This is a genomic window from Flavobacterium sp. N502540 (assembly GCF_025947365.1).
Lineage (GTDB): Bacteria > Bacteroidota > Bacteroidia > Flavobacteriales > Flavobacteriaceae > Flavobacterium.
This window is the reverse complement of the sequence record NZ_CP110012.1, coordinates 407,292-429,793: the sequence shown is the minus strand read 5'-3', so window position 1 is coordinate 429,793 and position 22,502 is coordinate 407,292. Positions and strand designations below refer to the sequence as shown.

Genomic DNA, 22,502 nt, shown 5'->3' with positions numbered 1-22,502 from the left:
ATGACCAAGATTATTACCATTATTACTTTATTTATCTGCAGTTTAATATCTGCACAAACACAATTTGAACAAGGAATGGGAAAAGCTTTCGGGCTTTGGAAAGAAGGAAAAAATACGGAAGCTTCGGCTATGTTTGAAAGAATTGCAGCAGCAGAAAAAAACAGTTACCTGCCAAATTACTATGTAGCCTTAATCAACACTACAGCAGCATTTTCTGAAAAAGATAAAACGAAAATCGATTTGCTGCTGACGAAAGCGCAAGATGCACTGGATACGGAATTTATTAAGGATCAAAATAATGCCGAATTATATGCAATGCAGGCTCTAATCTATACAGCGTGGGTAGTAGCTGATCCAATGACAAACGGAATGAAATATTCGGCTAAGGTGATGGAAGCTTATGCAAAAGGAAAAGCGATAGATCCGAATAATCCGAGAATTGTTTTTGGTGAAGCGGATTATCAGATTGGAGGAGCAAAATGGTCAGGGGTTGATACCAAACCGTTATGTGCACAAGTGGATAAAGCTGTCGAACTTTTTGCTACTTTTAAACCAGCGACACCTTTTTCTCCAAAATGGGGATTAGAAAGAGCTTTGGAAACGCAAAAGAATTGTAAAAAATAATTTAATACCAAAAGAATAGAATGAAAGATCATAGAAACTCGTTTGCTGAATTAAAAAGTGGAACTCTTATGTGTTTCAAGATTTCTATGGTCTTTACCGTTTTGTTCTGCGCTTTTTTAGGCACCGATTTAAACGTGAAAAATGTATTGTATACGTTTGGAATAAGCTGCCTTTATTCTTTCGGACTGGGCTTTGGCAATGGATTTATTAACGTTCTTTTAGACAAAAAGTGGGATTGGCTGGAACAAACCAATCTAAGGGTGTACTACGGAATTTTGATTACTATATTGTATACCGTTCCGGTTGTTTTGGGAATCAATTATGTTGTTTGTGTATTTGTTCAGCATCTTCCGCCGGATCAGTTTTTTAGTGAAAGGATGATTTGGGCTCACCTCTTTTATGTGATTCTGTCTCTCGGAGTATCCACTTTTATGCAGGCCCGAAGCTTTATGGTGAAGTGGAAACAGGCATCCAAATTTGAGGTAACACAGCAAAAAATTATTGCAGGAACGGCAAATGCTAAATTCGAAAGTTTAAAAAATCAAATAGACCCACATTTTCTTTTTAACAGTTTAAACGTTCTTAGTTCTTTAATTGAAGAAAACCCGGATAATGCACAACGATTTACAACATCTTTGTCTAAAATCTATCGCTATGTTTTAGAGCAAAAAGACAAAGAGCTGGTTTCTGTTGAAGATGAACTGTCGTTTGCTAAAACCTATATGAATTTGCTTAAAATGCGATTCGAGAACAGTTTGTTTTATGAATTACCAACGACAAATATTAATCCCGATGCAAAAGTAGTTCCGCTATCCTTGCAGCTTTTATTAGAGAATACGGTAAAACACAATATCGTTAGCGAGCAAAAACCGTTGCATATCAGGATTTTTGTAGAGGGAGATTATCTGGCGATACAAAATGATTTTCAGAAGAAAGAAGTTTTACAGGACAGACAGGGAGTAGGATTGCAGAACATTGTTAACCGATATTCAATTGTAACTAATAGAAAGGTTCTGATTGAACAAAACGAAGAAAATTTCACTGTAAAAATTCCAATTTTAACCAAACAAATTACAGTTATGGAAACAAGTGCAGAATATAGCGATGAAAATAAAGCTTATTTCAGAGCTAAGAAAAGAGTAGAGGAACTAAAAGGTTTTTACGGTAACGTAATTTCATATTGTTGTGTGGTACCATTTTTAATTTTTATAAATTTGAGGTACTCTCCTGGATTTCAGTGGTTTTGGTTCTCGGCTTTAGGTTGGGGGTTTGGAGTTGTCATGCATGCTTTTAAAGTATTTGGGTACAGCTCAGATTGGGAAGAACGAAAAATAAGAGAGATTCTGGAACGTGAAAACAAACAAAAAAACTGGAAGTAGCCATGGAAAAGGATTTTATAGAAGCAGAACGTTTTTATCAGGCCAAGAAAAAAGTAAAAGAAATTAGAGAGTTTTACGAGCATCTGGCGGTTTTCATTATGGTAAACATTATTCTGATAACAATAAATCTTATAACCTCTCCTGAATATTTATGGTTTGTCTGGTGCGTTTTGGGTTGGGGAGTAGGAGTAGTCATTCATGGACTGACAGTGTTTGATATTCCGCCCTTTTTCAGTAAAGATTGGGAAGAGAAGAAAATCAAAGAAATTTTGGAAAAAGAAAAATTAAGAAAACCTGAGAATAATTATGGAAACTAATTTTAATAAGGAACAGGAAGATTTCGAACTTCAAAAGATGGCAAGTAAAAAGGTGGTGAAGTTAAAGGCTTTTTACACCCATGTGATTTTCTATAGTGCAGGTCTTATACTTTATATTTTAAAAGATTATTTTGGACTTCCACTTAATATTTTTCCTGTACAATATCTGAACGGATTTGTCATGAGTATCTGGACCACTGTTTTTGTGGTATCGGCAATAGAGATATTCGCTTCTTTTAAAATTTTTGGAGAAGAGTGGGAAGAGCGTAAAATGAAGAGCATCTTAGAGAAAAAAGAAAAAAAACAAAAATGGGAGTAATCATGGAAGTAAATTTGAATGAAGAGGATAAATATTACCTCGCCAAGAAGAGAGTGGAGGAAATCAAAGGTTTCTATGGCAATTTAACCGCATACGTTATTGTAAATCTTGTTCTGATTTTTATCAATCTTTATACATCACCAAGGCATTTATGGTTTTACTGGCCCTTAATGTGGTGGGGAGTTGGAGTGGTTTTTCACGGTCTGAAAGTTTTTAAAGTGTTTCCGGTTCTCGGAAAAGACTGGGAAGAGAAAAAGATCAAAGAACTGATGGAAAAAGAGAGAGAGAATAAAAATAAATGGCAATAATTATAGTAAAATGAGACGATATAGAAGAGACAGGTACGAAGTTTACAAGGATGAAATTAGTACAGACGAAAGTTATAATTTAGCCTACAGAAAAGTGAAGAAAATCAAAGGCTTTTACACACACTTAAAAGTGTATTTGATTGTGAATGCCATCATTATAGTTTCTAATTTAAACAGAGATTATTTCAGTCATAGTGTTTATGAAAACGGATTGTTAGACTGGCGTACTTATTCGACAGCGATCTGCTGGGGAGTAGCTTTAGTCATTCATGCTTTCACCGTATTTGGTCCTGATATTTTTTTCAGCAGTGAATGGGAACAAAAAAAGATCCAAAAATATATGGATAGAGAGGCACAGAACAATAACACAAAATGGCAATAATTTTTAAATCAAAATAATATGGGACAGTTTAGAAGACAGATGTACGAAGATTATTCACATGAGTTTAGTACAGACGAAAGTTTCAATTTGGCATACAAAAAAGTAAAAAGAATTAAAGGCTTTTATTCACATTTAAGAGTTTATATATTGGTGAACATTATCATCATTGTTTCAAGTCTGAATCAAAGTTATGTAGGAGATCATTTTGTAATTAGAGGATTCCGTGATTGGGAAATTTACTCGACTGCATTTTTTTGGGGAATTGCTTTAGTGATTCATGGAATTTCCGTTTTTGGCCCTGATGTTTTTTTCAATAGAGATTGGGAGCAAAAGAAAATTCAAAAAATAATGAAGAAAGAGGCTGAAAATAAAAATAAATGGAAGTAATTTTAAACTGAATTTTTAATTTTTGCATCTTACGAAATGACCACATTAATTATAGAAGACGAAAAACCGGCAGCAAGATTACTACAACGAAAACTAGAAAAGTTAGATATTGCTGTAAAGACCATGTTACATTCTGTTGAAGAATCCGTTTATTGGTTTGAAAATAATGAACATCCGGATCTCATATTTCTGGATATTCAATTGTCTGATGGTTTATCGTTTGAAATTTTCGAAAAAATAAATATTCAGAGCGCCATTATTTTTACCACGGCTTATGATGAATACGCCCTAAAAGCATTTAAATTAAACAGTATTGATTATCTTTTAAAACCCATTGATGAAGATGATCTGGAAGTTGCTGTTGCGAAATTCAGAACAAGATTGCCTAAAACAACTGCGGATACTTCAAATTTGCAGCTTGATTTTGAACAAATTCGCCAAATGTTGTCGAACCCTTTTGAAAAGAATTATAAAAAACGGTTTACGGTTAAAATTGGACAGCATTTAAAGGTTATTACAACAGACGAAATTGAGTGTTTCTTTAGTGAAAATAAAGGAACCTACATTCATACTTTTGATAATAGAAATTATTTAATTGATTCGACTTTGGAAATCCTGGAGCAGGAAATCGATAAAAAAGATTTCTTTCGCGTTAGCCGAAAATTCATTGTTCCGCTTACCGCCATAAAAGAAATTCAAGTTTATACCAATTCACGGTTAAAGGTAATTTTACCTACTTATAAAGAGGATGAGGTAATTGTGAGCCGCGAGAAAGTGCAGGACTTTAAAAATTGGTTGGGGTAATTTTTTTATTTCAATGGATTAAAATCTCGTGCTGTATTATTTGCCATTCTTTCGGAATTTTTTGATGTGTTTCAGTAGGTTCAATAATTTAAGAAAAGAGCCATAGCTCGACACATTTTGTAGGACGGATTTTAATCCGTCCAAAATTAATGCGTCCCATATAGAAAGCCATAGGCCCAACACATATTTTAAGCATATATTGGTATAAAAAAAGAGCTGGAATTTTTTTCCAGCTCTTTCTGTATAATTTAAGTTATTATTTACTTAATCGGTGCAAAGTGTAGGTCATGGCACTCAAAAGGAAAAAGGCCATAATTTGATGAATTAATCCTAAAGCTAAAGGGACGCTGTATAAAAGTGTAAAAACGCCCAGTAAGAACTGAATGAAAACAAAAACAAGAAGAACGTTGATTCCTTTAGACTGATTTCTGGTAAGAGAAACTTGAGTTCCTTTGTAATATAAGAAAAGGATAAGAGCCACTACTACATAAGCAAAAGTTCTATGTACAAACTGAACTCCGCTTTTTCCTTCGATTAAGTTTTTAACCAGAGTAGATTGTTCAATAAAAACGGAATCGTGAATAAATTGTCCGTCACTCATTAAAGGCCAGTGATTGTGTATTAAACCGGCATTAAGACCGGCTACAAATCCGCCGTAAATAATTTGAATCAGTAAAGCGACAAGAGCAATTCTTGCGATATTACGAAGCGGAATTATTTTATAAACATTGCGTTCCGGATAAATTAAATCTAAGGCAACCCAAAGTGTATAAGCAAAAGTAATAAAGGCAAAAGTAAGATGAAGAGAAAGTCTGAAATGACTAACATCCGGATTATCGATTAATCCGCTGCGTACCATAAACCAGCCTAAGAACCCCTGAAAACCTCCCATTGCCAAAAGAACAATACATTTGTTTATGGTTGGACGATCGAGTTTTTTTCGAATTAAAAAATAAACAAAAGGGACAAAGAAAACCAGTCCGATAATACGACCGATAAAGCGGTGAAACCATTCCCAGAAATAGATGAATTTATAATCTGAAAGCTGAAAATCGTTGTGTATGTTGATTTTTTGATATTCAGGGAATTTCTTGTATTGTTCAAATGCTTCATTCCATTTTGCTTCTGTCAGTGGAGGAAAAGTATCCGTTACCAAATGCCAGTCGGTCATGGATAAACCTGAGTTGGTCAGACGGGTAATTCCGCCAACAACAACCATTAAAAATAGTAAAACACAACCTGATAGCAACCAGATGATTACTGATTTATTTTCTTTTTTCATTTTATAAAATAATACTTAATTCTTTATACTTTTTTTAAGCCTAACTTCTCAGCTCTTTTAATCACAAAATCATAAGCAGCCTGATATTCATTTGGAATGTCACCTTCGAGAATTGCTTCTTTTACAGCTTCTTTCAAAATTCCGATTTCTCTTGAAGGCTTCAAATCAAAGATTTCCATAATTTCTTCACCCGAAATGGGCGGTTGAAAATTACGAACATGATCGCGTTCTTCGACTTCAACGATTTTTTTGCGGACGATTTCGAAGTTTTTATGGTATTTTTTAAACTTTGACGGATTTTTGGTGGTGATATCTGCCTCACACAAAGTCATTAGATTTTCGACATCTTCACCGGCATCAAACACCAAACGGCGCACTGCACTATCGGTTACGATGTCGTCAGCCAAAACAATCGGGCGCGAACTCATGATAACCATTTTTTGCACAAATTTCATTTTGTGATTCAACGGCATGTGCAGACGTTCGAAGATTTTTTTAGTCATCTTCCCACCTAAAAACTCATGCCCGTGAAAAGTCCAGCCTTGTTTTTTATTGAAACGTTTTGTAGGTGCTTTTCCAATATCGTGTAATAAAGCTGCCCAGCGTAACCATACATCGTCTGTATTCGGGCAAATATTATCGACCACTTCCAGTGTGTGATAAAAGTTGTTTTTATGAGTATGACCTTCAATTTCTTCGACTTGATTTAATGCTGTTAATTCAGGTAAAATTAAATCTAAAAGTCCCGTCTTGTACAATAGCAAAAAGCCAGTTGAAGGTTTAGGAGTGGAGAGAATTTTGTTTAATTCGTCAACAATTCTCTCACCTGAAATAATTTTAATGCGATCGGCATTTTTTGTGATGGCATTTAATGAATTTTCTTCGATTTCGAAATTCAATTGTGTGGCAAAACGAATCGCACGCAGCATGCGCAGTGGATCATCAGAATAAGTGATGTCCGGATCTAAAGGGGTTTTGATGATTTTGTTCTCTAAATCAGACAAACCATTAAAAGGATCAGAAAGATCTCCGAAGTTTTCCTCGTTTAATGATAAAGCCAAAGCATTAATCGTAAAATCACGACGGTTTTGATCGTCTTCCAGAGTTCCGTTCTCCACTACTGGATTTCGGCTGTCTGAACTGTAAGATTCTTTTCTTGCTCCGACAAATTCAATATCGGTATCTTCAAAACGAAGCATGGCAGTTCCATAGGTTTTAAAAACTTGTACCTTTGGTTTGTTGGGCAATAATTCAGAAACTTTTAAAGCCAATTCAATACCGCTGCCTACAGCAACAACATCAATATCTTTTTTTGAACCTCTGTTTAAAAGTAAATCCCGAACAAAACCTCCGATGACGTAACTGTCAACGTTGAGTTCCCGGGATGCCTTCGAAATGATATCGAAGATTTTATGTTGTAAAGCAGTTTTATAATTTGTTTGTATAGCCACGAATTCACTAATTTTATAAAATAATACGTTTGTATTCAAGTGAGACAGAATTGAAGTTCGCTAAAATTGCTAAATGCGTTTTAGAAACTTTGAGATAATTAAGACATTGTGAAATGTATTTTGGATGTAAAAATTCACTCGATTTTACTTCAAGTACAATTTTATCAAACAAAATAAAATCAGCATAAAATCTGTGATTCAATATTATGTCTTTATAGTTTACCAAATATTCTTTTTCTCTTTCAAATGGAATATTCGCTTTCTTAAATTCATATTCTAAAGCATCTTTATATACGATTTCAGAAAAGCCTCCACCTAAATTTCTATGAACATCAAATAAAATTCCCATTATTTGATAACTTTCCAGCTGGTACAAGATTTTTGTCATGATCTAAATTTTTCTCTGCCACGAATTCACGAATTATTTTAAAAAAGTTAATTCGTGGCTATTATTTAGAATACAACTTTCAATTTTGCATTGAAAATGTTTTTGGAATTTTATGGTTGCAAATTTACGACATAGAAAATGCCTATTATAATCTAAGGCTCACTTTTTTGAATAAATTCACAGTTTGTGTGCTAGGATTTTATTAATAGAAGAAAGGTTGCCACTAATTACACGAATTTCTGTGAATTAGATTAGGTATAGAAACAGAAATTAGCGAAAATTTGTGGCAAAATAAATATTTAGTAATGTGAATATGCGAAACAACTCACGGATTTTATTTAATTTAAAAAAGTTAATTCGTGAATTCGTGGCGAAAAGGAACCTTTATAATGCGATCGAACAAATCAATTCAGATCTGTTATTTTTAAAAATTCAATTTGTATTTTTGAGGTATATAAAAATGCACACATGAAAATTGTTATATCGCCTGCGAAGTCATTAAATTTCGAAAAAGAATTACCTACTACTCAACATACAGAACCTGCTTTTTTAAAAGAAGCCCGCGTGGTTCATAAAATATTAAAGACTAAAAAACCTGCTGAATTATCAGAATTAATGTCGATCTCAGATAAGTTATCTGATTTGAACTGGAAAAGAAATCAGGATTGGAAAACACCGTTTACGCCTGAAAACGCCCGTCCGGCAGTGTATACTTTTGATGGAGACGTTTATACTGGTTTAGATGCTTATACTATTCCGGTGGAGAAACTGGACGTTCTTCAAAGTAAACTTCGAATTCTGTCGGGACTTTACGGAGTTTTGAAACCATTAGATTTAATGCAGGCTTACCGTCTGGAAATGGGAACAAAATTATCGGTAGGGGAGTATAAAAATCTACACGAGTTTTGGAAACCAACTGTGACAAAAGCATTAAATAAAGAGTTATCTAAAGGAGAGTTGTTTGTTAATTTAGCGAGTAACGAGTACTTCTCAGCGGTAGATGTGAAAGCTTTAAAAGTTCCTGTGATCACGCCGGACTTTAAAGATTATAAAGACGGAAAACTCAAAATGATCAGTTTCTTTGCGAAGAAGGCTAGAGGGATGATGGTGCGTTATATTATTGATACTAATGCTGAAACTATTGAAGATTTAAAAGGATTTAATTACGAAGGTTATCAGTTTGATGCTAACCTTTCGAAGGGGAATCATCTGGTTTTTACGAGATAGATTTTTTTAAAGGTTCTAAGTGACTAAGATGCTAAGTTTCTGAGATTTTTTGAAGAGCAGTAGGCTCGAATCATATTGTAGGGAGGGATTTTAATCCCTTTATGATGGATCGAATATATTTAAAAGAAAAACGCCGAATTCGATTTTTGAATTCGGCGTTTTTACGTATTATAAATCAATTGTTATTAATGCATTGCATCGGCAGGATTAATCTTGTTTTTTCCTTTTTTGATTAAAAGAATAATTGGAATACAGCATAAGAACATAATTCCGAGATACATGAAAATATCCATATAAGCCATTACGGTACTTTGTTTCATTACAGAATATTCCAGTACCTGATAGGCTTTTTTCAGTGCAACATCTGCGCTATATCCTTTAGACATAAAAGCTCTTTGCATTCCGGCAATACGTTGTTGCACATCGTAGTTTGCAGGATCTAAATTGGTTAGTAAGTTCACTCGGTGTTCCTGACTCAAACGGGTGATAAAAGTGGTAATGATTGCAATACCAAAAGAACCTCCTAATTGTCGCATCATTCCGGTAAAAGCAGCTCCTTCACCAATATGTTTTCCTTTTAAGGTAGATAGAGAGAGTGTAGTAATAGGTACAAAAAGTAATCCTAAACCAATTCCTCTTAAAATTAAAGGCCAGTACATATGTTCAACTCCGGTATCGGGTGTCATTCGGGTCTGCATCATAAAGGTGAAGAAAAAGAAGACCAAAAATCCTACTCCCACCATATATCCCTGAGGAACTCCTCTCTGAATCATATTCCCCACAAAAGGCATCATGACTGCTGTGGTAATAGATCCCGGAATCAATAATAATCCGGCATCTGTTGCGGTCCATCCTAAAATAGACTGCGTGTAGATTGGGATAATTAAAGTAGATCCGTACAGACCAAAACCAAGAATGAAACACATTACGGTTCCTATTCTAAGATTTCCGTCCTTTAGAACACTTAAGTTTACGATGGGATATTTATAAGTAAGCTCTCTCCAGATAAATAAGACCAATCCTAAAACCGTAACCACACTTAAAGTTATGATAGTTGAATCGTTGAACCAATCGTCTTGTTGTCCATGCTCCAGAACGAATTGCAAAGACCCGATAAAGGCTGCAAGCAATATAATTCCCCACCAGTCAACCTGATTGGCTTTTAATTTTTCTCCATATTTAGGACTTCTTACAAACGTTAAAGCTAAAATTGTAGCGATAATCCCCAATGGAATATTAATGTAAAAAATATAAGGCCAGGAGTAGTTGTCTACTAAATATCCTCCTAATGGCGGTCCTAAAGTTGGTCCAACAATTACCCCCATTCCGTAAATAGCCTGAGCCATTCCACGTTTTGCTACAGGATAACTTTCGGTGATAATGGTCTGTGCGGTTACGAGTAAGGCGCCTCCACCCATACCCTGAACAAATCTAAAGGCTACCAGTTCCCATATGTTGGTGGCGTTTCCGCATAAAAAGGAACAGACCGTAAATATTATGATAGAAGCCACAAAATAATTACGTCTTCCAAATTGTTGCGAAAGCCAGCTCGTCATCGGAATTACAATCACATTCGCGATGGCGTATGCTGTAATTACCCAGGCCACATCAGTTAAAGTAGCGCCAAGGCTACCTCGCATGTCTGTTAGTGCTACGTTTACAATTGTCGTATCTACAATTTCAAGCAAGGCACAAAGTACTGCCGTAATCGTAATGATGACACGTCTGTATCCGTATTCTACTAAATCTTCGTCTGCTTGTACTGCTGCCATTATTTTATTTTAAATGTACATCTACATCAACATTCATCCCTGGTCTTAGTAATTTTACTTTCTCCGGATCGTTTGATTCGTCTAAACTAATTTTTACGGGTAGTCTTTGAATTGTTTTTACGAAGTTACCGGTTGCGTTATCAGGAGGTAATAAAGAAAAACGTGATCCTGTTGCAGGAGAAAACGAAGTTACAGTTCCTTTAAACTCATAGTTTGGATAAGCATCAACTTTTAGACTTACTTTTTGTCCGGCAACCATTTTGTTCAATTGTGTTTCTTTAAAGTTAGCCACAACCCAAGCTTCATTGTTGTTGATGATGTAAAATAAAGATTGTCCCGGTTGAACTAATTGTCCCGGTTGAATATCTACTTTAGAAACCTGACCGTCAATTGCAGCAGTTACAACCGTATAGCTAAGGTTTAAATGAGCAACATCTAACATTGTTTTCGCTTTTTTGATATTAGCGGAAGCTACTTCAGTTTGTTTGTCAGAAACTTTTGATTTGGATTGAATTACTGTTTTTTGGTAAGAACTAGCTCGTTGTTGATCTTGCAAAACACGTACCTGGTTTTCAGCTTCTTCTTTTGCAGACAGAGCCTGTTCGTATTGTTGTTTTGTAATCGTATGTGTTTTGTACAAATTATTGTAACGGTTGTAGTCGTTTGTAATTTGTCTTAATCTGATTTTTGCGCTTTCTATAGAACCTGTTGCAGATTTCATTTGCGCATCCGATACAGAGATGCTTGCATTGGCGCTTCCAATATCAGCTTTTGCAGCTTCGTATTGTCCTTCAGCACCTAATAAAGCAGCATTAGCCTCATCGATTTTTAACTGATAATCTCTTTTATCAATCGTAAACAAAGTATCACCTTTTTTTACAAAATCATTATCTTTTACGTATACTTTACTAATATATCCCGATACTCTTGGAATAATCGGATTCATTTTTTTCTCGATTTGAGCATCGTCCGTTTCTTCGTGAGCTAAAGAATGCATGTACTTAGTTATTCCGTAAGTTCCGCCCACTAAAACCAAAACGGCTAGTATAATGATGAATTTAGTATTTGTTTTTTTCTTTTCCATGAGAGCTGTCGATTATATTTTAGAAAGATTGAATGATTGTGATAATTGTCCGGATACCGAAAGTAATTCGTAATATTTTTGAATAATAGTAGCTTTTGATAGTGCTGTATTTATTTTAGCGCTTAACTGTTCAACGTCAGCTTCAACCAAATCATTAGTGTCTGATAAACCATTGTCAAACTTATCTTTTACAAGTCTGTAATTTTCACTTGCTTGTTGAAGCGCTTCATCATAAACCACACTTTGATTTATAGCCAAATCATAATCTTCAATTGATTTTTGAACTTCAACTTTAATACGATCCGTCATTACAGCCTCACTATTTTTAACTTCTAGAGCTTTGCTTTCCGCTACTCGTACATGAGCACTGTTTTTGTAAATTCCGGATAAGTCATAAGTTAAACCTAATCCAAAGTTCATAGCATATCTCACCGTTATAATGTCTTTTAGGTCCAGAGCTGTATAACCGCCAAGTAAGGCTAATGTAGGATAATAGGCTGCTTTTGCTACTTTGATATTTGACTCAGTAGCTTTTTGCTGCAAACGAATTGCTTCCAAATCTTTTCTGTTTTCAAGAGCTATTGCATCTGATGTTGGCGCATTACTTGTTTTTAAGTTGAAAAAATCAGCTTCATTAACCTGCAGTTTCGTGTTAGGGTCTAACTTTAATAAAGTGGTTAGATAGAAGTTGATATTGTTAAGATTGTTAGTCGCTTCATCAATAGATAATTGCGTTTTTGAAACCAGTAATTGGGACTTTAATAAATCATTTCTTGGAATAATTCCATTCTTCTCCAATTCTGTAAAATCAGTAACACGTTGTTTCGCACTTTTTTGATTTTCATTTAAAACATCCAATGTTTTTTGAGCTTTATACAAAGCAGTGTAATAGGTAATTACTTTTAAAGCAACATCCTCTTTTGTTTTTGCAGCTGTAGCATTTTCCGCTTCGTATAAGTTATCGTAGGCATCAATACTATTCTGAATTTTGAATCCTGAAAATAAAGGCAGGCTCAAAGTTGCCATTCCAAAGATTGCTCTGTCCGGAGATGCTATCGATGCATTTTCACCTTGATTTGGCATACTAATCGATGCCTTCGTAAGACGTTGGTACTGACCGGAAATTTTAATATCCGGGTATTGATTGTCTTTTACGCTTTTTAATTCGTATTTTTTTGTGTTTACCTTAGAGTTGGCAAGTGTAACTTCGTTACTTTTTTCCCAGGCCATTTGTACGGCCTCGCCTAAGGTTAAACTTGTTTTCTCTTGTGCTTCTATTGACGAAATTCCGATGAAGAAAACCCCAAAGAGCATTAATTGACTAATTTTCATAAACAAGTAGCGCTTTTATAGTTTGTTGAATGTGCTTTGTAAGACTGGTTTTGATGTACTCGTTGTACATCTCTTCTGTTTTTAAATTTAATAGTTCCTCAAAAAAAGGCCTATTCATGTGAAAGTGAAAAAAGGTTCCAATGATAGTAGGAGTGATGAGCGGAATAATTACATCTTTTCTAAAAACTCCTTTAGACTGACCCTGTGCAATAATACTTTCAACCGATTTTAAATTTCCTTTTTTAAGTTCTGTGAAGGCGATCATACTTTTTTCTCTTTTTTTAGAGTTAAGCTCGAAGTGTAATACTCTGAAAATCCCTTTGTTACAGCTGATTCTTGTAATGTAAATTTCGATTAATTTATTGACTTTATCGAGAGGTTCGATATTTTCCTGTAATAAATTTTCAAGCTGAAGCTTTAAATCGGCAGTTTTGTAGATAATAAGGGCTTCCAGTAGTCTTTCTTTAGAGCCAAAGTAATACGAAACCATTGCAATATTAATTTTTGCATGTTTGGAGATATCCCGTATCGAAGTCCCTTCAAATCCTTTTTCTGAGAATAGCTTTTCAGCAACTTCCAGAATTTGAATTTTTTTATCGTTTAATTCGAAGTCTGACATGGTAGTGTTTCTAATCGGGTACAAAATTAAACAAGTGTTTAAATTAAACAGTTGTTTAATTTTGTTTTAACAAAATATTAACACGGTTTAGGCTTGATAATTTTGTACAAAAAAAGCTGAAAACAGGTCTGTTTTCAGCTTTTAATGGGGTTTTGTCATTTCGACCGAAGGGAGAAATTACATAAGAAATCCTCATGCATAATAGTCGATCTTTGTCGAATTACGAGTGTCATTTCGACGAAGGAGAAATGACAAACTAGACGGTATTATATATTAGTAGAAAAATTAATTATCTAATCTCTCCAACAAATTCTGCAATTTTTCTGCTTCCATTCTCAGACAAATGTTTGATAAAGGCACTTCCGATAATGGCACCTTTGGCATATTTGGTAGCCTGATTGAATGTTTCTTTATTTGAAATTCCAAAACCTACGATTTGTGGGTTTTTAAGATCCATTTGGGCAATTCTTTCGAAATAATTTTCCTGAGTGTTTCCGAAACCGGCCTGAGAACCCGTTACGCTGGCAGAACTCACCATATAAATGAATCCATTTGAAACACTGTCGATAAAACGTATGCGCTCTTCTGACGTTTGTGGGGTAATCAGGAAAACATTGATTAAACCGTATTTTTCGAAAATTACTTTGTATTCGGCTGCGTAAACATCAACTGGTAAATCCGGAATAATTAAGCCGTCGATACCAATTTCGGCACATTTTTTACAAAAATCTTCGATTCCGTATTGCAGCATCGGGTTAAAGTATCCCATAATAATTAACGGAATTTTTACGCTTTCGCGGATGTTTTTCAACTGATCAAAAAGAATTTGGGTAGTCATTCCATTGTGAAGGGCCTGTGTTGAACTCGCCTGAATGGTTGGACCATCAGCCAAAGGATCACTAAAAGGCAAGCCAATTTCGATTAAATCAACACCATTTTTTTCTAAATCCTGAATGATGGGAACGGTATCATTCAAATTTGGATATCCCGCTGAGAAATAAATAGAAAGAATCTTTTTATCTTCTTGTAATTTTTGAGTTATTCTGTTCATTGTTTTTATTTTTTCTCCTAACAAAAGTTAGATAGGTTTAAATTTTATCTTCTCCCGGATTAAGGGATTTGTACTAATTTTTTACAACTTTACTGGTCCAGTTTTCGTTTTGATATTCCACCAATAAAAGTCCGGTATCTGTATCATTCATTTGTTCAATAAGTTCACCTTTATTATTCCAGAAAGCACTTTGTCCGGCCGATGGTGATCCCCACGATTCTCCACTGAAATTAGACATCAGCACATTCAATTGGTGTTTCTCGGCATAACTTTGTAAATGCCTGTAAGCATTTGGAATTCCGTTTGGCGAAAAGAAAATACTGGCAATATAAATATTTGTTTCTCTCTTACATGCATTTTGCGGATGCAGTGGATGGTCAATATCAGCACAAATAGCAAATGAAATTTTCTGATTCTCAATTTCAATCATCGGATTATAATCAAATGAAGATTGAAAAAAATCGTCTTCTCCTTCATGCAAAAATTGCTTGGTGTATATCGAAACAGAGTTGTCCGGAGCAATAATAAATTCACCGATAAATAATTCTGATCCAATTTGGATTGGCGCTCCTGCAATGATGACGATATTGTTTTCTACAGCTAATTTTCTTAAATGATCTAATCTCGAATCGTCTTTTTGGAAAGCCAGTTTTTGAGCGTACTCCCTTTCGTAACCTGTGATTGACATTTCAGGAAATGCAATTAATTTTGCTCCATTCTGAACGGCTAGTTCAATAAGACGATAGTGCTCTAATAAGTTGGAATCAATATCCTCGCGGAATGGTTTTGTTTGTGCTGCTGCCAGAATCATGGTATAGAATTATTTGTTTTCGATATAAATCCAGGCAATTGTTCCGGAATTTAAGGTTACCTGAACTCTTTTATACGCATTAGATTCGAATAGATCTACTTTGGCTAAATCGGCATTTGTGACGTCAAAAACAACACCGTGTATAGGATCCGTAGAGGTTGCGCTGGGTACGACTACAACATAATCTGCCATTCCAAATTCTTCTTCGATTTGCAGACTTTTTAGTTTGTGACCGTGAAGCTGATCTCGGGTTCCAGTCAGTACCTTATTAAAAAGACGCATTTGAATTTCTTTTGATCGCAATGTTCCGTAAGAGAATAACTTTTCCATAGTTGCTATTTTATTACAATTTAAAATATTCAATATAATTATCTAAATCCTTATCTCCGCGACCGGAAAGACTGATAACTACAATATCGCTTGGTTTGAATTTCTTCTGATCTAAAACAGCAAAAGCATGTGCACTTTCAATTGCCGGAATAATTCCTTCCAATTTGGTAAGCTGTAAACCTGCGTTCATTGCATCATCATCAGTTACAGAAAAGAATTCTCCGCGACCCGTTTGCGCCAGATGTGCATGCATAGGACCAACTCCGGGATAATCAAGACCTGCAGAAATAGAATACGGTTCGGTAATTTGTCCGTCCGGAGTTTGCATCAAAAGGGTTTTACAGCCGTGAATAATCCCCATTTTTCCTAATTTACTGGTGGCAGCGCTGTGACCGCTGTCAACCCCTTTTCCGGCAGCTTCTACGGCAATAATCCCCACTTCAGGTTCGTGCAGAAAGTGATAATAGGTTCCGGCTGCATTACTTCCTCCACCGATACAAGCTACTACATAATCAGGATTTTCACGTCCTTCTTTTGCTTTTAACTGCCATTTGATTTCTTCTGAAATAACACTTTGAAAACGGGTAACCATATCAGGGTAGGGGTGTGGTCCAATTGCTGAGCCTATGATATAATGTGTATCTACAGGATTGTTAATCCAATCACGAATAGCCTCATTGGTAGCATCTTTTAACGTTTTGGAACCTGAAAGTGCCGGACGGACTTCTGCGCCTAACATTTTCATACGTGCCACGTTTGGTGCCTGACGCGCGATGTCAATTTCACCCATATACACGATACATTCCAGTCCCATTAAAGCACATACCGTAGCTGTTGCCACACCATGCTGACCGGCACCAGTTTCAGCGATAATTCTTTTTTTACCCAGACGTTTGGCAACCAGAATTTGTCCAATAGTATTATTGACTTTGTGTGCTCCGGTATGATTTAAATCTTCTCTTTTTAGATAAATTTTGGTATTGTACTTCTCTGACAAACGTTTTGCAAAATAAAGCGGACTAGGACGACCTACATAATCTTTTAGTAATTGGTCAAATTCTGCTTTAAAATCTGGCTCGCTTGTTATTTTTAGATAATTCTGACGTAATTCTTCTACATTCGGATAAAGCATTTCAGGAATGTAAGCCCCTCCAAACTCTCCGTAATATCCTTTTTCGTTAACGTTATAATTCATTGTATAGTTGTTTTGGGTTTAAAGTAGCAGGTTTTAGATTTTTCTGAAACTTTCTTAATAGAGTTGTATTTTTTAATCCTGGTTCTGTCTCAAATTTACTGTTTACGTCGATAGCATAAATAGGTACTTTGAGGTTCTTTATCGCAGGTATTTCTTCAATTCCGATGCCACCGCTCAAAAAGATTGGTTTCTCAGATTTATAATTTTCTAATATTTTCCAGTCAAAAGTGGTTCCGTTTCCGCCAGGTAATTTTCCTTTTGTATCAAACAGAAAATAATCGCAAACCTTTTCAAAAGGTGCCAGAACTTCAAAATCAAAATTTTCATCTATCGAGAATGTTTTGATGATTTCAATAGTTACATCAATTTTGGCATCGATCTTAGCTCTCAGTTCCCGGCAAAATTCTACGGTTTCTTTTCCGTGTAACTGAACGGCCTGTAAATGGTATTTGTCAGCTGTTGATAGTACGTTATCAACCGTTTCATCTACAAAAACACCGGTTTTCTTGATGGTATGAATCAATTCCGGAATCGTTCCGTCAAAATAACGTGCGGATTTTTCCCAGAAAATAAATCCCATATAATCGGGCAGGAGTGCTCCTGTTTCGAGTATATTGTCGGGATATTTCATACCGCATATTTTTAGTTTCATTTTTTTTTATTTTTATGCTTTAAGCTTTAGGCTAAATTAGTAATGTTAAGAAAGTTTTTCGGTTTTCAGCTTACGGCTTAAAGCTTACTGCCTACAGCCTACAGCTGTCTAATAAATTCAGTTGCTGCCTGACCGGCATTATCTGTTTTCATAAAGTTTTCTCCGATTAGGAAACCGCTGTAACCATAGGGTCTTAATTCAGAAATTGCTTCAATAGACGAAATTCCGCTTTCTGAAACTTTTACAAAATCATTCGGGATTTGAGAGGCCAGCTGTTTGCTGAAATCCAGACTTACTTCAAAAGTTTTCAGATTTCTGTTGTTCACGCCAATCATATCTAGACTTGGCATTATAGATTTCTCTAATTCTTCCTGATTGTGTACTTCCAGTAAAACTTCTAATCCTAATTGTTTAGCAAAGTCTGATAACGATTTGATTTCTTCGCGGGTTAAAACTGCCGCAATCAGTAAAATTAAATCGGCTCCGTATGCTTTGGCTTCTAAAATCTGATATTCATCGACAATAAACTCTTTTCGCAAAAGAGGAATATTTACACTTGCTCTTGCCAGAAGTAAATCGTCTAATGAACCGCCAAAGTATTTTCCGTCGGTTAAAACTGAAATTCCACAGGCGCCTGCATTCTCATATCCTTTAACAACTTCTTCCACTGTGAAGCTATGATTGATTACAGATTTAGACGGTGAACGGCGTTTGTGCTCCGCAATTATTCCTGTCGAACTTGTCTTTAGTTTTTGACTTAAAGAAATCGTTTCTCTTCCAAAAAAAATGGAACTTTCCAATTGTGAAACCGGAATGATTGATTTTTTAAGGACGACTTCTCGTTTTTTATCAATTATTATTTTATCTAAAATGTTCATTATTTTATTGTTTTCAGGTTTCAGGTTTCAAGTTCCCGGTTTCAACAACTTGAAACCTGAAACAAAAAAGACTTGAAACTATTTTTTACTTACTTAGTTCTTGTAATTTTTTAAGCGCTTGATGCCCTTTTCCGGAAAACAAACTTTCTTTGGCCTGCTTAAAACCTTCCTTAGGTGAGCATTTGGTTACGGTTGAAATGGCCATTGCTGCATTTGCACAAACCACATTATTCTGAGCCTCACTTCCTTTTCCGGAAATAATGCTGACAAACATATCTGCCGATTCTTCGATGGTTCTTCCTCCCTCAATTTCTCTTTGCGATAAAAGACGAACGTTAAAATCCTCCGGTTTCAGCATACCCTCCATATCGCTTGTAATGATTTTTGTCGGGCCGGTTAACGAGATTTCATCGTAACCGTCAAGCGAATGTAAGATGGTAAAATTAACGTCGGTGTTTTGATATAAATAAGCATACATTCGGGCTAGCTCTAAATTGAAGACACCAACTAATTGATTTTTAGGAAAAGATGGGTTTACCATTGGCCCTAACATGTTGAAAAATGTTTTTACAGCCAGCTCTTTTCGGATTGGTCCTACATGTTTCATGGCTGGGTGAAATAAAGGAGCGTGTAAAACACAAATTCCTGCCTGATCGATACATTTTTCTAAAAATGACGGATCGTTGCTGAATTTTATTCCCATTTTTTCCATCACGTTGCTTGATCCCGAAATAGAGGAGACCCCATAATTTCCATGTTTTGCTACCTTTATTCCTGCTCCTGCAGCTACGAATGAAGCTAAAGTCGAAATGTTGAAAGTATCTTTTCCGTCACCACCCGTTCCGCACAAATCAATAGCATTGTAGGCCGATAAATCCACACGAATACACAATTCTAATAAAGCTTCGCGAAATCCGGAAAGCTCATCAATTGTTATGCTTCGCATCATAAATACAGTCAAAAATGCCGAAATCTGACTTGGGTTGTAAGCCCCGCTTGAGATGTTAAGCAACACGTCTTTGGCTTCCTCTTTCGAAAGCACTTCGTGATTGATTAATTTATTTAGTATGTTTTTCATTTATTTAAGTCTTAAAGTCTAAAGTCGAAGGCCATAAAGTCTTCAAAATTTGATGTTTTTTTTGGAATTGATTATTGTTTTAAGTTTTAATAGGAAAGGTAAAGTATTTGACTTTGGAACTTTCGACTTTAAAACTTTTGACTATTGTCTAGCTCTTAATCCAATTCTCTAAAATCCTTTTTCCTTTTGGTGTCAGAACACTTTCCGGATGAAACTGAACGCCTCTAACATCAAAAGTTTTGTGTCTTAAAGACATGATTTGTCCGTTTTCATCAACTGAAGTGGCTTCAAGAACATCGGGCAAGTTGGCATCAACAACCCAGGAATGGTAACGACCAACTTCGAATTCGTTGCCTAAACCTTCGAACAAAATTTCGTCTGAAACTACAGTTTTTACATTTGTAGCGACACCATGGTATACCTTGTCCAGGTTTGAAAGTGTTCCTCCAAAAACTTCTCCGATAGCCTGTTGTCCTAAACAAACGCCTAAAATACTTTTTGTTGGAGCATATTTCTGAATCACCGCTTTCAACAACCCTGCTTCATCCGGAATTCCCGGACCCGGAGAAAGAAGTATTTTTTCAAAAGAGGCGATTTCATCAATATCAAACTCATCGTTTCTGTATACAGTAACTTCACAGTTCAAATCTTCCAGATAGTGTACTAAATTATAAGTGAAACTATCGTAATTGTCTATAACTAATATTTTTTTCATTTTTTTTAGGTTCTAAGTTGCTAAGCTTCTCAGGTACTTAGTTTACTGAGACTGAATACTGAGACTGACAACTGATTTTTATTTATTTTTCCCGAACGTACTTTTCAGTGATAATTCGATCGATTCCTAATTTTTCTAATTTTTCAATTCCTTTTTGAATCAGAGTATCGTTTTTAATTTTTACAACAAACTCAAACTTATTGTTTTCCCATTGACGGTTATTGAAGTATTCCAGATTTTCGGTATAAATACTGTCTTTTAAAGTATATTTTCCCCCTCCACCAAAGAATACTGCATTCGTTGAATCCTTGCCGTTGTTTAAATCATGATTAAAAAAAGCAAAATGGCTATCATTTATAATTTTAATCATTTTTGTCTTTGGATTGAAAGTTGAGAACGTAGAATCTTTTTCGGTGGTTTCAGCTGATATCAAACGCCAGGTTCCGCTTAAAGGAAGTGTGTTCGATTCTTTTTTAGCTTCACAGGAAGTAAATAATACAATGGCAATCAAAAATGGAATAATGTTCTTCATCGTTTTTTTAGGTTGTGTTTATGGTTGTTTTTTAGTTTTGTTTCAAGTTTCAAGTTTCAGGTTTCAGGTTTCAGTAACGGAAATGAAATCTGAAACAAAAAAACTTATATTTTCTCCGCCATCTCTAAGGCTGTATTCAATGCTCTTAGTTTGTTGTAGACTTCCTGCATTTCACTTTCTTCGTCAGAACTGGCAACAATTCCGGCACCAGCTTGACAGTGTAATTGGTGGTTTTTACTGAGGAAAGTTCGAATCATAATAGCGTGATTGAAATTACCTTCAAAATCCATGAACCCTATGGCTCCTCCGTAGAAATTACGATTTGTTTTTTCATAATCTTCGATCAGTTGCATGGCTCTGTGTTTTGGAGCACCACTTAAGGTTCCTGCCGGGAAAGTATCGGCTACGACCTGCATAGTGGTTGCTTTTTCATGTAAATAACCGGTTACTTTTGAAACCAAATGAATTACATGCGAGAAAAACTGAACTTCTCTGTATTTTTCAACATTTACATCATGCCCGTTTCGACTTAAATCATTTCTGGCCAAATCGACAAGCATCACATGTTCGCTGTTCTCCTTTTTATCTTCTGAAAGTTGTTTGGCTAAAACAGCGTCCTGTTCGTCATTTCCGGTTCTTTTAAAAGTTCCGGCTATAGGATGAATTTCGGCTTTTCTGTTTTTTACAATTATTTGTGCCTCAGGTGAAGATCCGAATATTTTGAAATCGCCATAATCGAAGAAGAATAAGTACGGAGAAGGATTTATACTTCGTAAAGCACGATACACGTTGAATTCATCGCCTTTGAAACCTTGGGTAAAACGACGTGAAAGTACCAGTTGAAAAACATCTCCACGGAAGCAGTGTTTTTTGGCTAAAGCTACATTGTGTTTGAATTCTTCATCGGTTAAATTAGAGAAACCTTCGCCTTCCTTGGTGAATTTATAAGAGGCTATATTTCTGGATTGTAACAATTGTTCGATCTCCGAAATATTATTTCTTTCATCAACACTATGACAAAAAATGTATGCTTCATTTTTAAAGTGATTGATGGCAATGATGTTTTGATAAACAGCATAAAATACATCCGGAATTAAAGTAGCTCTGTCTTTTTTGGCAATCGTAACTTTTTCAAAATAACGAACGGCATCGTAAGAGATGTATCCAAATAAACCATTATTGATAAATTTAAAATCATTTTTCTCTGATTGGAATTGGCTTGAAAATTCCTGAATAATTTCCGGAATATTCGTTGAACTGTCGATAGAGATTCGTTCTTTAGTTCCGTCTGGAAAAGTTTTTGAAATGGTTTCGTTCTCAATTTTAATGGTTGCAATGGGATTGCAGCAGATGTAAGAGAAACTGTTGTCATTTCCGTGATAATCACTACTTTCCAATAGTAAGCTATTTGGGAATTTGTCGCGGATTTTAAAGTAAACACTTACTGGCGTAATGGTGTCTGCCAGAATTTGCTTGTAGTGTGTGTTGAGTGTAAATGGTTTCAAAGTATTTCGTTTTTTTATTTTTAATAAATTTTCTTATCAGAGTTTGGACCAAAAAAAAAGGCTTGTCGTGATGACAAGCC

The 22,502-nt window shown here is 35.3% G+C and carries 26 protein-coding genes; 9 read left to right on the top strand and 17 right to left on the bottom strand.

The window, feature by feature from the left end:
* From OLM58_RS01900 to OLM58_RS01865, 8 genes are read left to right on the top strand one after another with little or no spacing between them, the layout of a single operon-like run.
* The gene (locus OLM58_RS01900; RefSeq protein ID WP_264530992.1) at positions 1-624 is read left to right on the top strand and encodes a hypothetical protein; all 624 of its coding nucleotides are present in this window, start codon (positions 1-3) and stop codon (positions 622-624) included.
* 20 nt (positions 625-644) lie between these two features.
* On the top strand, positions 645-2,003 hold the full coding sequence (locus OLM58_RS01895; RefSeq protein ID WP_264530991.1) for a 2TM domain-containing protein: 1,359 nt from the start codon (positions 645-647) through the stop codon (positions 2,001-2,003).
* A gap of 2 nt (positions 2,004-2,005) precedes the next feature.
* Entirely contained in the window at positions 2,006-2,320 is a 315-nt protein-coding gene (locus tag OLM58_RS01890) for a 2TM domain-containing protein (RefSeq protein ID WP_264530990.1), read from the top strand.
* Positions 2,310-2,639, top strand: a complete 330-nt coding sequence (locus OLM58_RS01885) for a 2TM domain-containing protein (protein WP_264530989.1) — start codon at positions 2,310-2,312, stop codon at positions 2,637-2,639. The genes OLM58_RS01890 and OLM58_RS01885 overlap by 11 nt, the downstream gene beginning before the upstream one ends.
* A 2-nt stretch (positions 2,640-2,641) precedes the next feature.
* The gene (locus OLM58_RS01880; RefSeq protein ID WP_233431378.1) at positions 2,642-2,947 is read left to right on the top strand and encodes a 2TM domain-containing protein; all 306 of its coding nucleotides are present in this window, start codon (positions 2,642-2,644) and stop codon (positions 2,945-2,947) included.
* A 10-nt stretch (positions 2,948-2,957) separates the two neighbouring features.
* Positions 2,958-3,329, top strand: a complete 372-nt coding sequence (locus tag OLM58_RS01875) for a 2TM domain-containing protein (RefSeq protein WP_264530988.1) — start codon at positions 2,958-2,960, stop codon at positions 3,327-3,329.
* Between the two features lie 18 nt (positions 3,330-3,347).
* The gene (locus tag OLM58_RS01870) at positions 3,348-3,716 is read left to right on the top strand and encodes a 2TM domain-containing protein (RefSeq protein WP_264530987.1); all 369 of its coding nucleotides are present in this window, start codon (positions 3,348-3,350) and stop codon (positions 3,714-3,716) included.
* A 36-nt stretch (positions 3,717-3,752) separates the two neighbouring features.
* Positions 3,753-4,520, top strand: coding sequence for a LytR/AlgR family response regulator transcription factor (locus OLM58_RS01865; RefSeq protein WP_264530986.1), 768 nt, complete (start codon positions 3,753-3,755; stop codon positions 4,518-4,520).
* A gap of 256 nt (positions 4,521-4,776) precedes the next feature.
* On the opposite strand, the gene OLM58_RS01860 is transcribed toward OLM58_RS01865, so the two are convergent.
* From OLM58_RS01860 to OLM58_RS01850, 3 genes are read right to left on the bottom strand one after another with little or no spacing between them, the layout of a single operon-like run.
* On the bottom strand, positions 4,777-5,802 hold the full coding sequence (locus OLM58_RS01860; protein ID WP_264530985.1) for a COX15/CtaA family protein: 1,026 nt from the start codon (positions 5,800-5,802) through the stop codon (positions 4,777-4,779).
* 23 nt (positions 5,803-5,825) lie between these two features.
* Positions 5,826-7,253: a CCA tRNA nucleotidyltransferase gene (locus tag OLM58_RS01855; protein ID WP_264530984.1), complete on the bottom strand. Its 1,428-nt coding sequence runs from the start codon at positions 7,251-7,253 to the stop codon at positions 5,826-5,828.
* Between the two features lie 13 nt (positions 7,254-7,266).
* A complete protein-coding gene (locus tag OLM58_RS01850; protein WP_264530983.1) occupies positions 7,267-7,641 on the bottom strand; it encodes a GxxExxY protein in 375 nt (124 codons plus the stop codon).
* 468 nt (positions 7,642-8,109) lie between these two features.
* Between OLM58_RS01850 and yaaA the strand changes: the two genes are divergently transcribed.
* Entirely contained in the window at positions 8,110-8,868 is a 759-nt protein-coding gene (yaaA, locus tag OLM58_RS01845) for a peroxide stress protein YaaA (protein ID WP_264530982.1), read from the top strand.
* A gap of 185 nt (positions 8,869-9,053) precedes the next feature.
* On the opposite strand, the gene OLM58_RS01840 is transcribed toward yaaA, so the two are convergent.
* From OLM58_RS01840 to OLM58_RS01775, 14 genes are all read right to left on the bottom strand, one after another.
* A complete protein-coding gene (locus tag OLM58_RS01840; RefSeq protein WP_264530981.1) occupies positions 9,054-10,640 on the bottom strand; it encodes an MDR family MFS transporter in 1,587 nt (528 codons plus the stop codon).
* A gap of 4 nt (positions 10,641-10,644) precedes the next feature.
* Positions 10,645-11,724, bottom strand: a complete 1,080-nt coding sequence (locus OLM58_RS01835) for an HlyD family secretion protein (protein ID WP_089076434.1) — start codon at positions 11,722-11,724, stop codon at positions 10,645-10,647.
* 12 nt (positions 11,725-11,736) lie between these two features.
* Positions 11,737-13,056 (bottom strand): TolC family protein, encoded by a 1,320-nt coding sequence (locus OLM58_RS01830; protein ID WP_264530980.1) that lies wholly within the window; start codon positions 13,054-13,056, stop codon positions 11,737-11,739.
* A complete protein-coding gene (locus tag OLM58_RS01825) occupies positions 13,046-13,675 on the bottom strand; it encodes a TetR/AcrR family transcriptional regulator (protein ID WP_264530979.1) in 630 nt (209 codons plus the stop codon). Before OLM58_RS01825 ends, OLM58_RS01830 begins: the two co-directional genes overlap by 11 nt.
* Before the next feature lie 289 nt (positions 13,676-13,964).
* Positions 13,965-14,726: a tryptophan synthase subunit alpha gene (trpA, locus tag OLM58_RS01820; protein ID WP_264530978.1), complete on the bottom strand. Its 762-nt coding sequence runs from the start codon at positions 14,724-14,726 to the stop codon at positions 13,965-13,967.
* Positions 14,727-14,799: 73 nt separating this feature from the next.
* Positions 14,800-15,537 carry a carbon-nitrogen hydrolase family protein gene (locus OLM58_RS01815; RefSeq protein WP_264530977.1) on the bottom strand — a complete coding sequence of 246 codons (738 nt, stop codon included), beginning with the start codon at positions 15,535-15,537 and terminating at the stop codon, positions 14,800-14,802.
* A 9-nt stretch (positions 15,538-15,546) separates the two neighbouring features.
* On the bottom strand, positions 15,547-15,867 hold the full coding sequence (locus tag OLM58_RS01810) for a gamma-glutamylcyclotransferase family protein (RefSeq protein WP_264530976.1): 321 nt from the start codon (positions 15,865-15,867) through the stop codon (positions 15,547-15,549).
* 13 nt (positions 15,868-15,880) lie between these two features.
* The gene (gene trpB / locus OLM58_RS01805) at positions 15,881-17,062 is read right to left on the bottom strand and encodes a tryptophan synthase subunit beta (RefSeq protein ID WP_264530975.1); all 1,182 of its coding nucleotides are present in this window, start codon (positions 17,060-17,062) and stop codon (positions 15,881-15,883) included.
* Positions 17,052-17,714, bottom strand: coding sequence for a phosphoribosylanthranilate isomerase (locus tag OLM58_RS01800; RefSeq protein WP_264530974.1), 663 nt, complete (start codon positions 17,712-17,714; stop codon positions 17,052-17,054). The genes trpB and OLM58_RS01800 overlap by 11 nt, the downstream gene beginning before the upstream one ends.
* A 98-nt stretch (positions 17,715-17,812) precedes the next feature.
* Complete coding sequence (gene trpC, locus OLM58_RS01795; RefSeq protein WP_264530973.1) at positions 17,813-18,592, bottom strand: indole-3-glycerol phosphate synthase TrpC; 780 nt, start codon at positions 18,590-18,592, stop codon at positions 17,813-17,815.
* A gap of 85 nt (positions 18,593-18,677) precedes the next feature.
* Positions 18,678-19,670: an anthranilate phosphoribosyltransferase gene (trpD, locus tag OLM58_RS01790; RefSeq protein WP_264530972.1), complete on the bottom strand. Its 993-nt coding sequence runs from the start codon at positions 19,668-19,670 to the stop codon at positions 18,678-18,680.
* A 148-nt stretch (positions 19,671-19,818) separates the two neighbouring features.
* Entirely contained in the window at positions 19,819-20,385 is a 567-nt protein-coding gene (locus OLM58_RS01785) for an anthranilate synthase component II (RefSeq protein WP_229998542.1), read from the bottom strand.
* An 82-nt stretch (positions 20,386-20,467) separates the two neighbouring features.
* Complete coding sequence (locus OLM58_RS01780) at positions 20,468-20,917, bottom strand: hypothetical protein (RefSeq protein WP_089076425.1); 450 nt, start codon at positions 20,915-20,917, stop codon at positions 20,468-20,470.
* Positions 20,918-21,021: 104 nt separating this feature from the next.
* Entirely contained in the window at positions 21,022-22,422 is a 1,401-nt protein-coding gene (locus tag OLM58_RS01775; RefSeq protein WP_264530971.1) for an anthranilate synthase component I family protein, read from the bottom strand.
* Positions 22,423-22,502: the final 80 nt, after the last annotated feature.

Coding starts and splice junctions, on each gene's coding strand:
- OLM58_RS01900 (WP_264530992.1), top strand. CDS start 1: ATGACCAAGATTATTACCATTATTACTTTATTTATCTGCAGTTTAATA.
- trpA (WP_264530978.1), bottom strand. CDS start 14,726: ATGAACAGAATAACTCAAAAATTACAAGAAGATAAAAAGATTCTTTCT.
- OLM58_RS01840 (WP_264530981.1), bottom strand. CDS start 10,640: ATGGCAGCAGTACAAGCAGACGAAGATTTAGTAGAATACGGATACAGA.
- OLM58_RS01835 (WP_089076434.1), bottom strand. CDS start 11,724: ATGGAAAAGAAAAAAACAAATACTAAATTCATCATTATACTAGCCGTT.
- OLM58_RS01880 (WP_233431378.1), top strand. CDS start 2,642: ATGGAAGTAAATTTGAATGAAGAGGATAAATATTACCTCGCCAAGAAG.
- OLM58_RS01890 (WP_264530990.1), top strand. CDS start 2,006: ATGGAAAAGGATTTTATAGAAGCAGAACGTTTTTATCAGGCCAAGAAA.
- OLM58_RS01860 (WP_264530985.1), bottom strand. CDS start 5,802: ATGAAAAAAGAAAATAAATCAGTAATCATCTGGTTGCTATCAGGTTGT.
- OLM58_RS01825 (WP_264530979.1), bottom strand. CDS start 13,675: ATGTCAGACTTCGAATTAAACGATAAAAAAATTCAAATTCTGGAAGTT.
- OLM58_RS01815 (WP_264530977.1), bottom strand. CDS start 15,537: ATGATTCTGGCAGCAGCACAAACAAAACCATTCCGCGAGGATATTGAT.
- OLM58_RS01810 (WP_264530976.1), bottom strand. CDS start 15,867: ATGGAAAAGTTATTCTCTTACGGAACATTGCGATCAAAAGAAATTCAA.
- trpB (WP_264530975.1), bottom strand. CDS start 17,062: ATGAATTATAACGTTAACGAAAAAGGATATTACGGAGAGTTTGGAGGG.
- OLM58_RS01870 (WP_264530987.1), top strand. CDS start 3,348: ATGGGACAGTTTAGAAGACAGATGTACGAAGATTATTCACATGAGTTT.
- OLM58_RS01830 (WP_264530980.1), bottom strand. CDS start 13,056: ATGAAAATTAGTCAATTAATGCTCTTTGGGGTTTTCTTCATCGGAATT.
- OLM58_RS01875 (WP_264530988.1), top strand. CDS start 2,958: ATGAGACGATATAGAAGAGACAGGTACGAAGTTTACAAGGATGAAATT.
- OLM58_RS01780 (WP_089076425.1), bottom strand. CDS start 20,917: ATGAAGAACATTATTCCATTTTTGATTGCCATTGTATTATTTACTTCC.
- OLM58_RS01865 (WP_264530986.1), top strand. CDS start 3,753: ATGACCACATTAATTATAGAAGACGAAAAACCGGCAGCAAGATTACTA.
- trpD (WP_264530972.1), bottom strand. CDS start 19,670: ATGAAAAACATACTAAATAAATTAATCAATCACGAAGTGCTTTCGAAA.
- OLM58_RS01850 (WP_264530983.1), bottom strand. CDS start 7,641: ATGACAAAAATCTTGTACCAGCTGGAAAGTTATCAAATAATGGGAATT.
- OLM58_RS01885 (WP_264530989.1), top strand. CDS start 2,310: ATGGAAACTAATTTTAATAAGGAACAGGAAGATTTCGAACTTCAAAAG.
- OLM58_RS01800 (WP_264530974.1), bottom strand. CDS start 17,714: ATGAAACTAAAAATATGCGGTATGAAATATCCCGACAATATACTCGAA.
- OLM58_RS01785 (WP_229998542.1), bottom strand. CDS start 20,385: ATGAAAAAAATATTAGTTATAGACAATTACGATAGTTTCACTTATAAT.
- trpC (WP_264530973.1), bottom strand. CDS start 18,592: ATGAACATTTTAGATAAAATAATAATTGATAAAAAACGAGAAGTCGTC.
- yaaA (WP_264530982.1), top strand. CDS start 8,110: ATGAAAATTGTTATATCGCCTGCGAAGTCATTAAATTTCGAAAAAGAA.
- OLM58_RS01895 (WP_264530991.1), top strand. CDS start 645: ATGAAAGATCATAGAAACTCGTTTGCTGAATTAAAAAGTGGAACTCTT.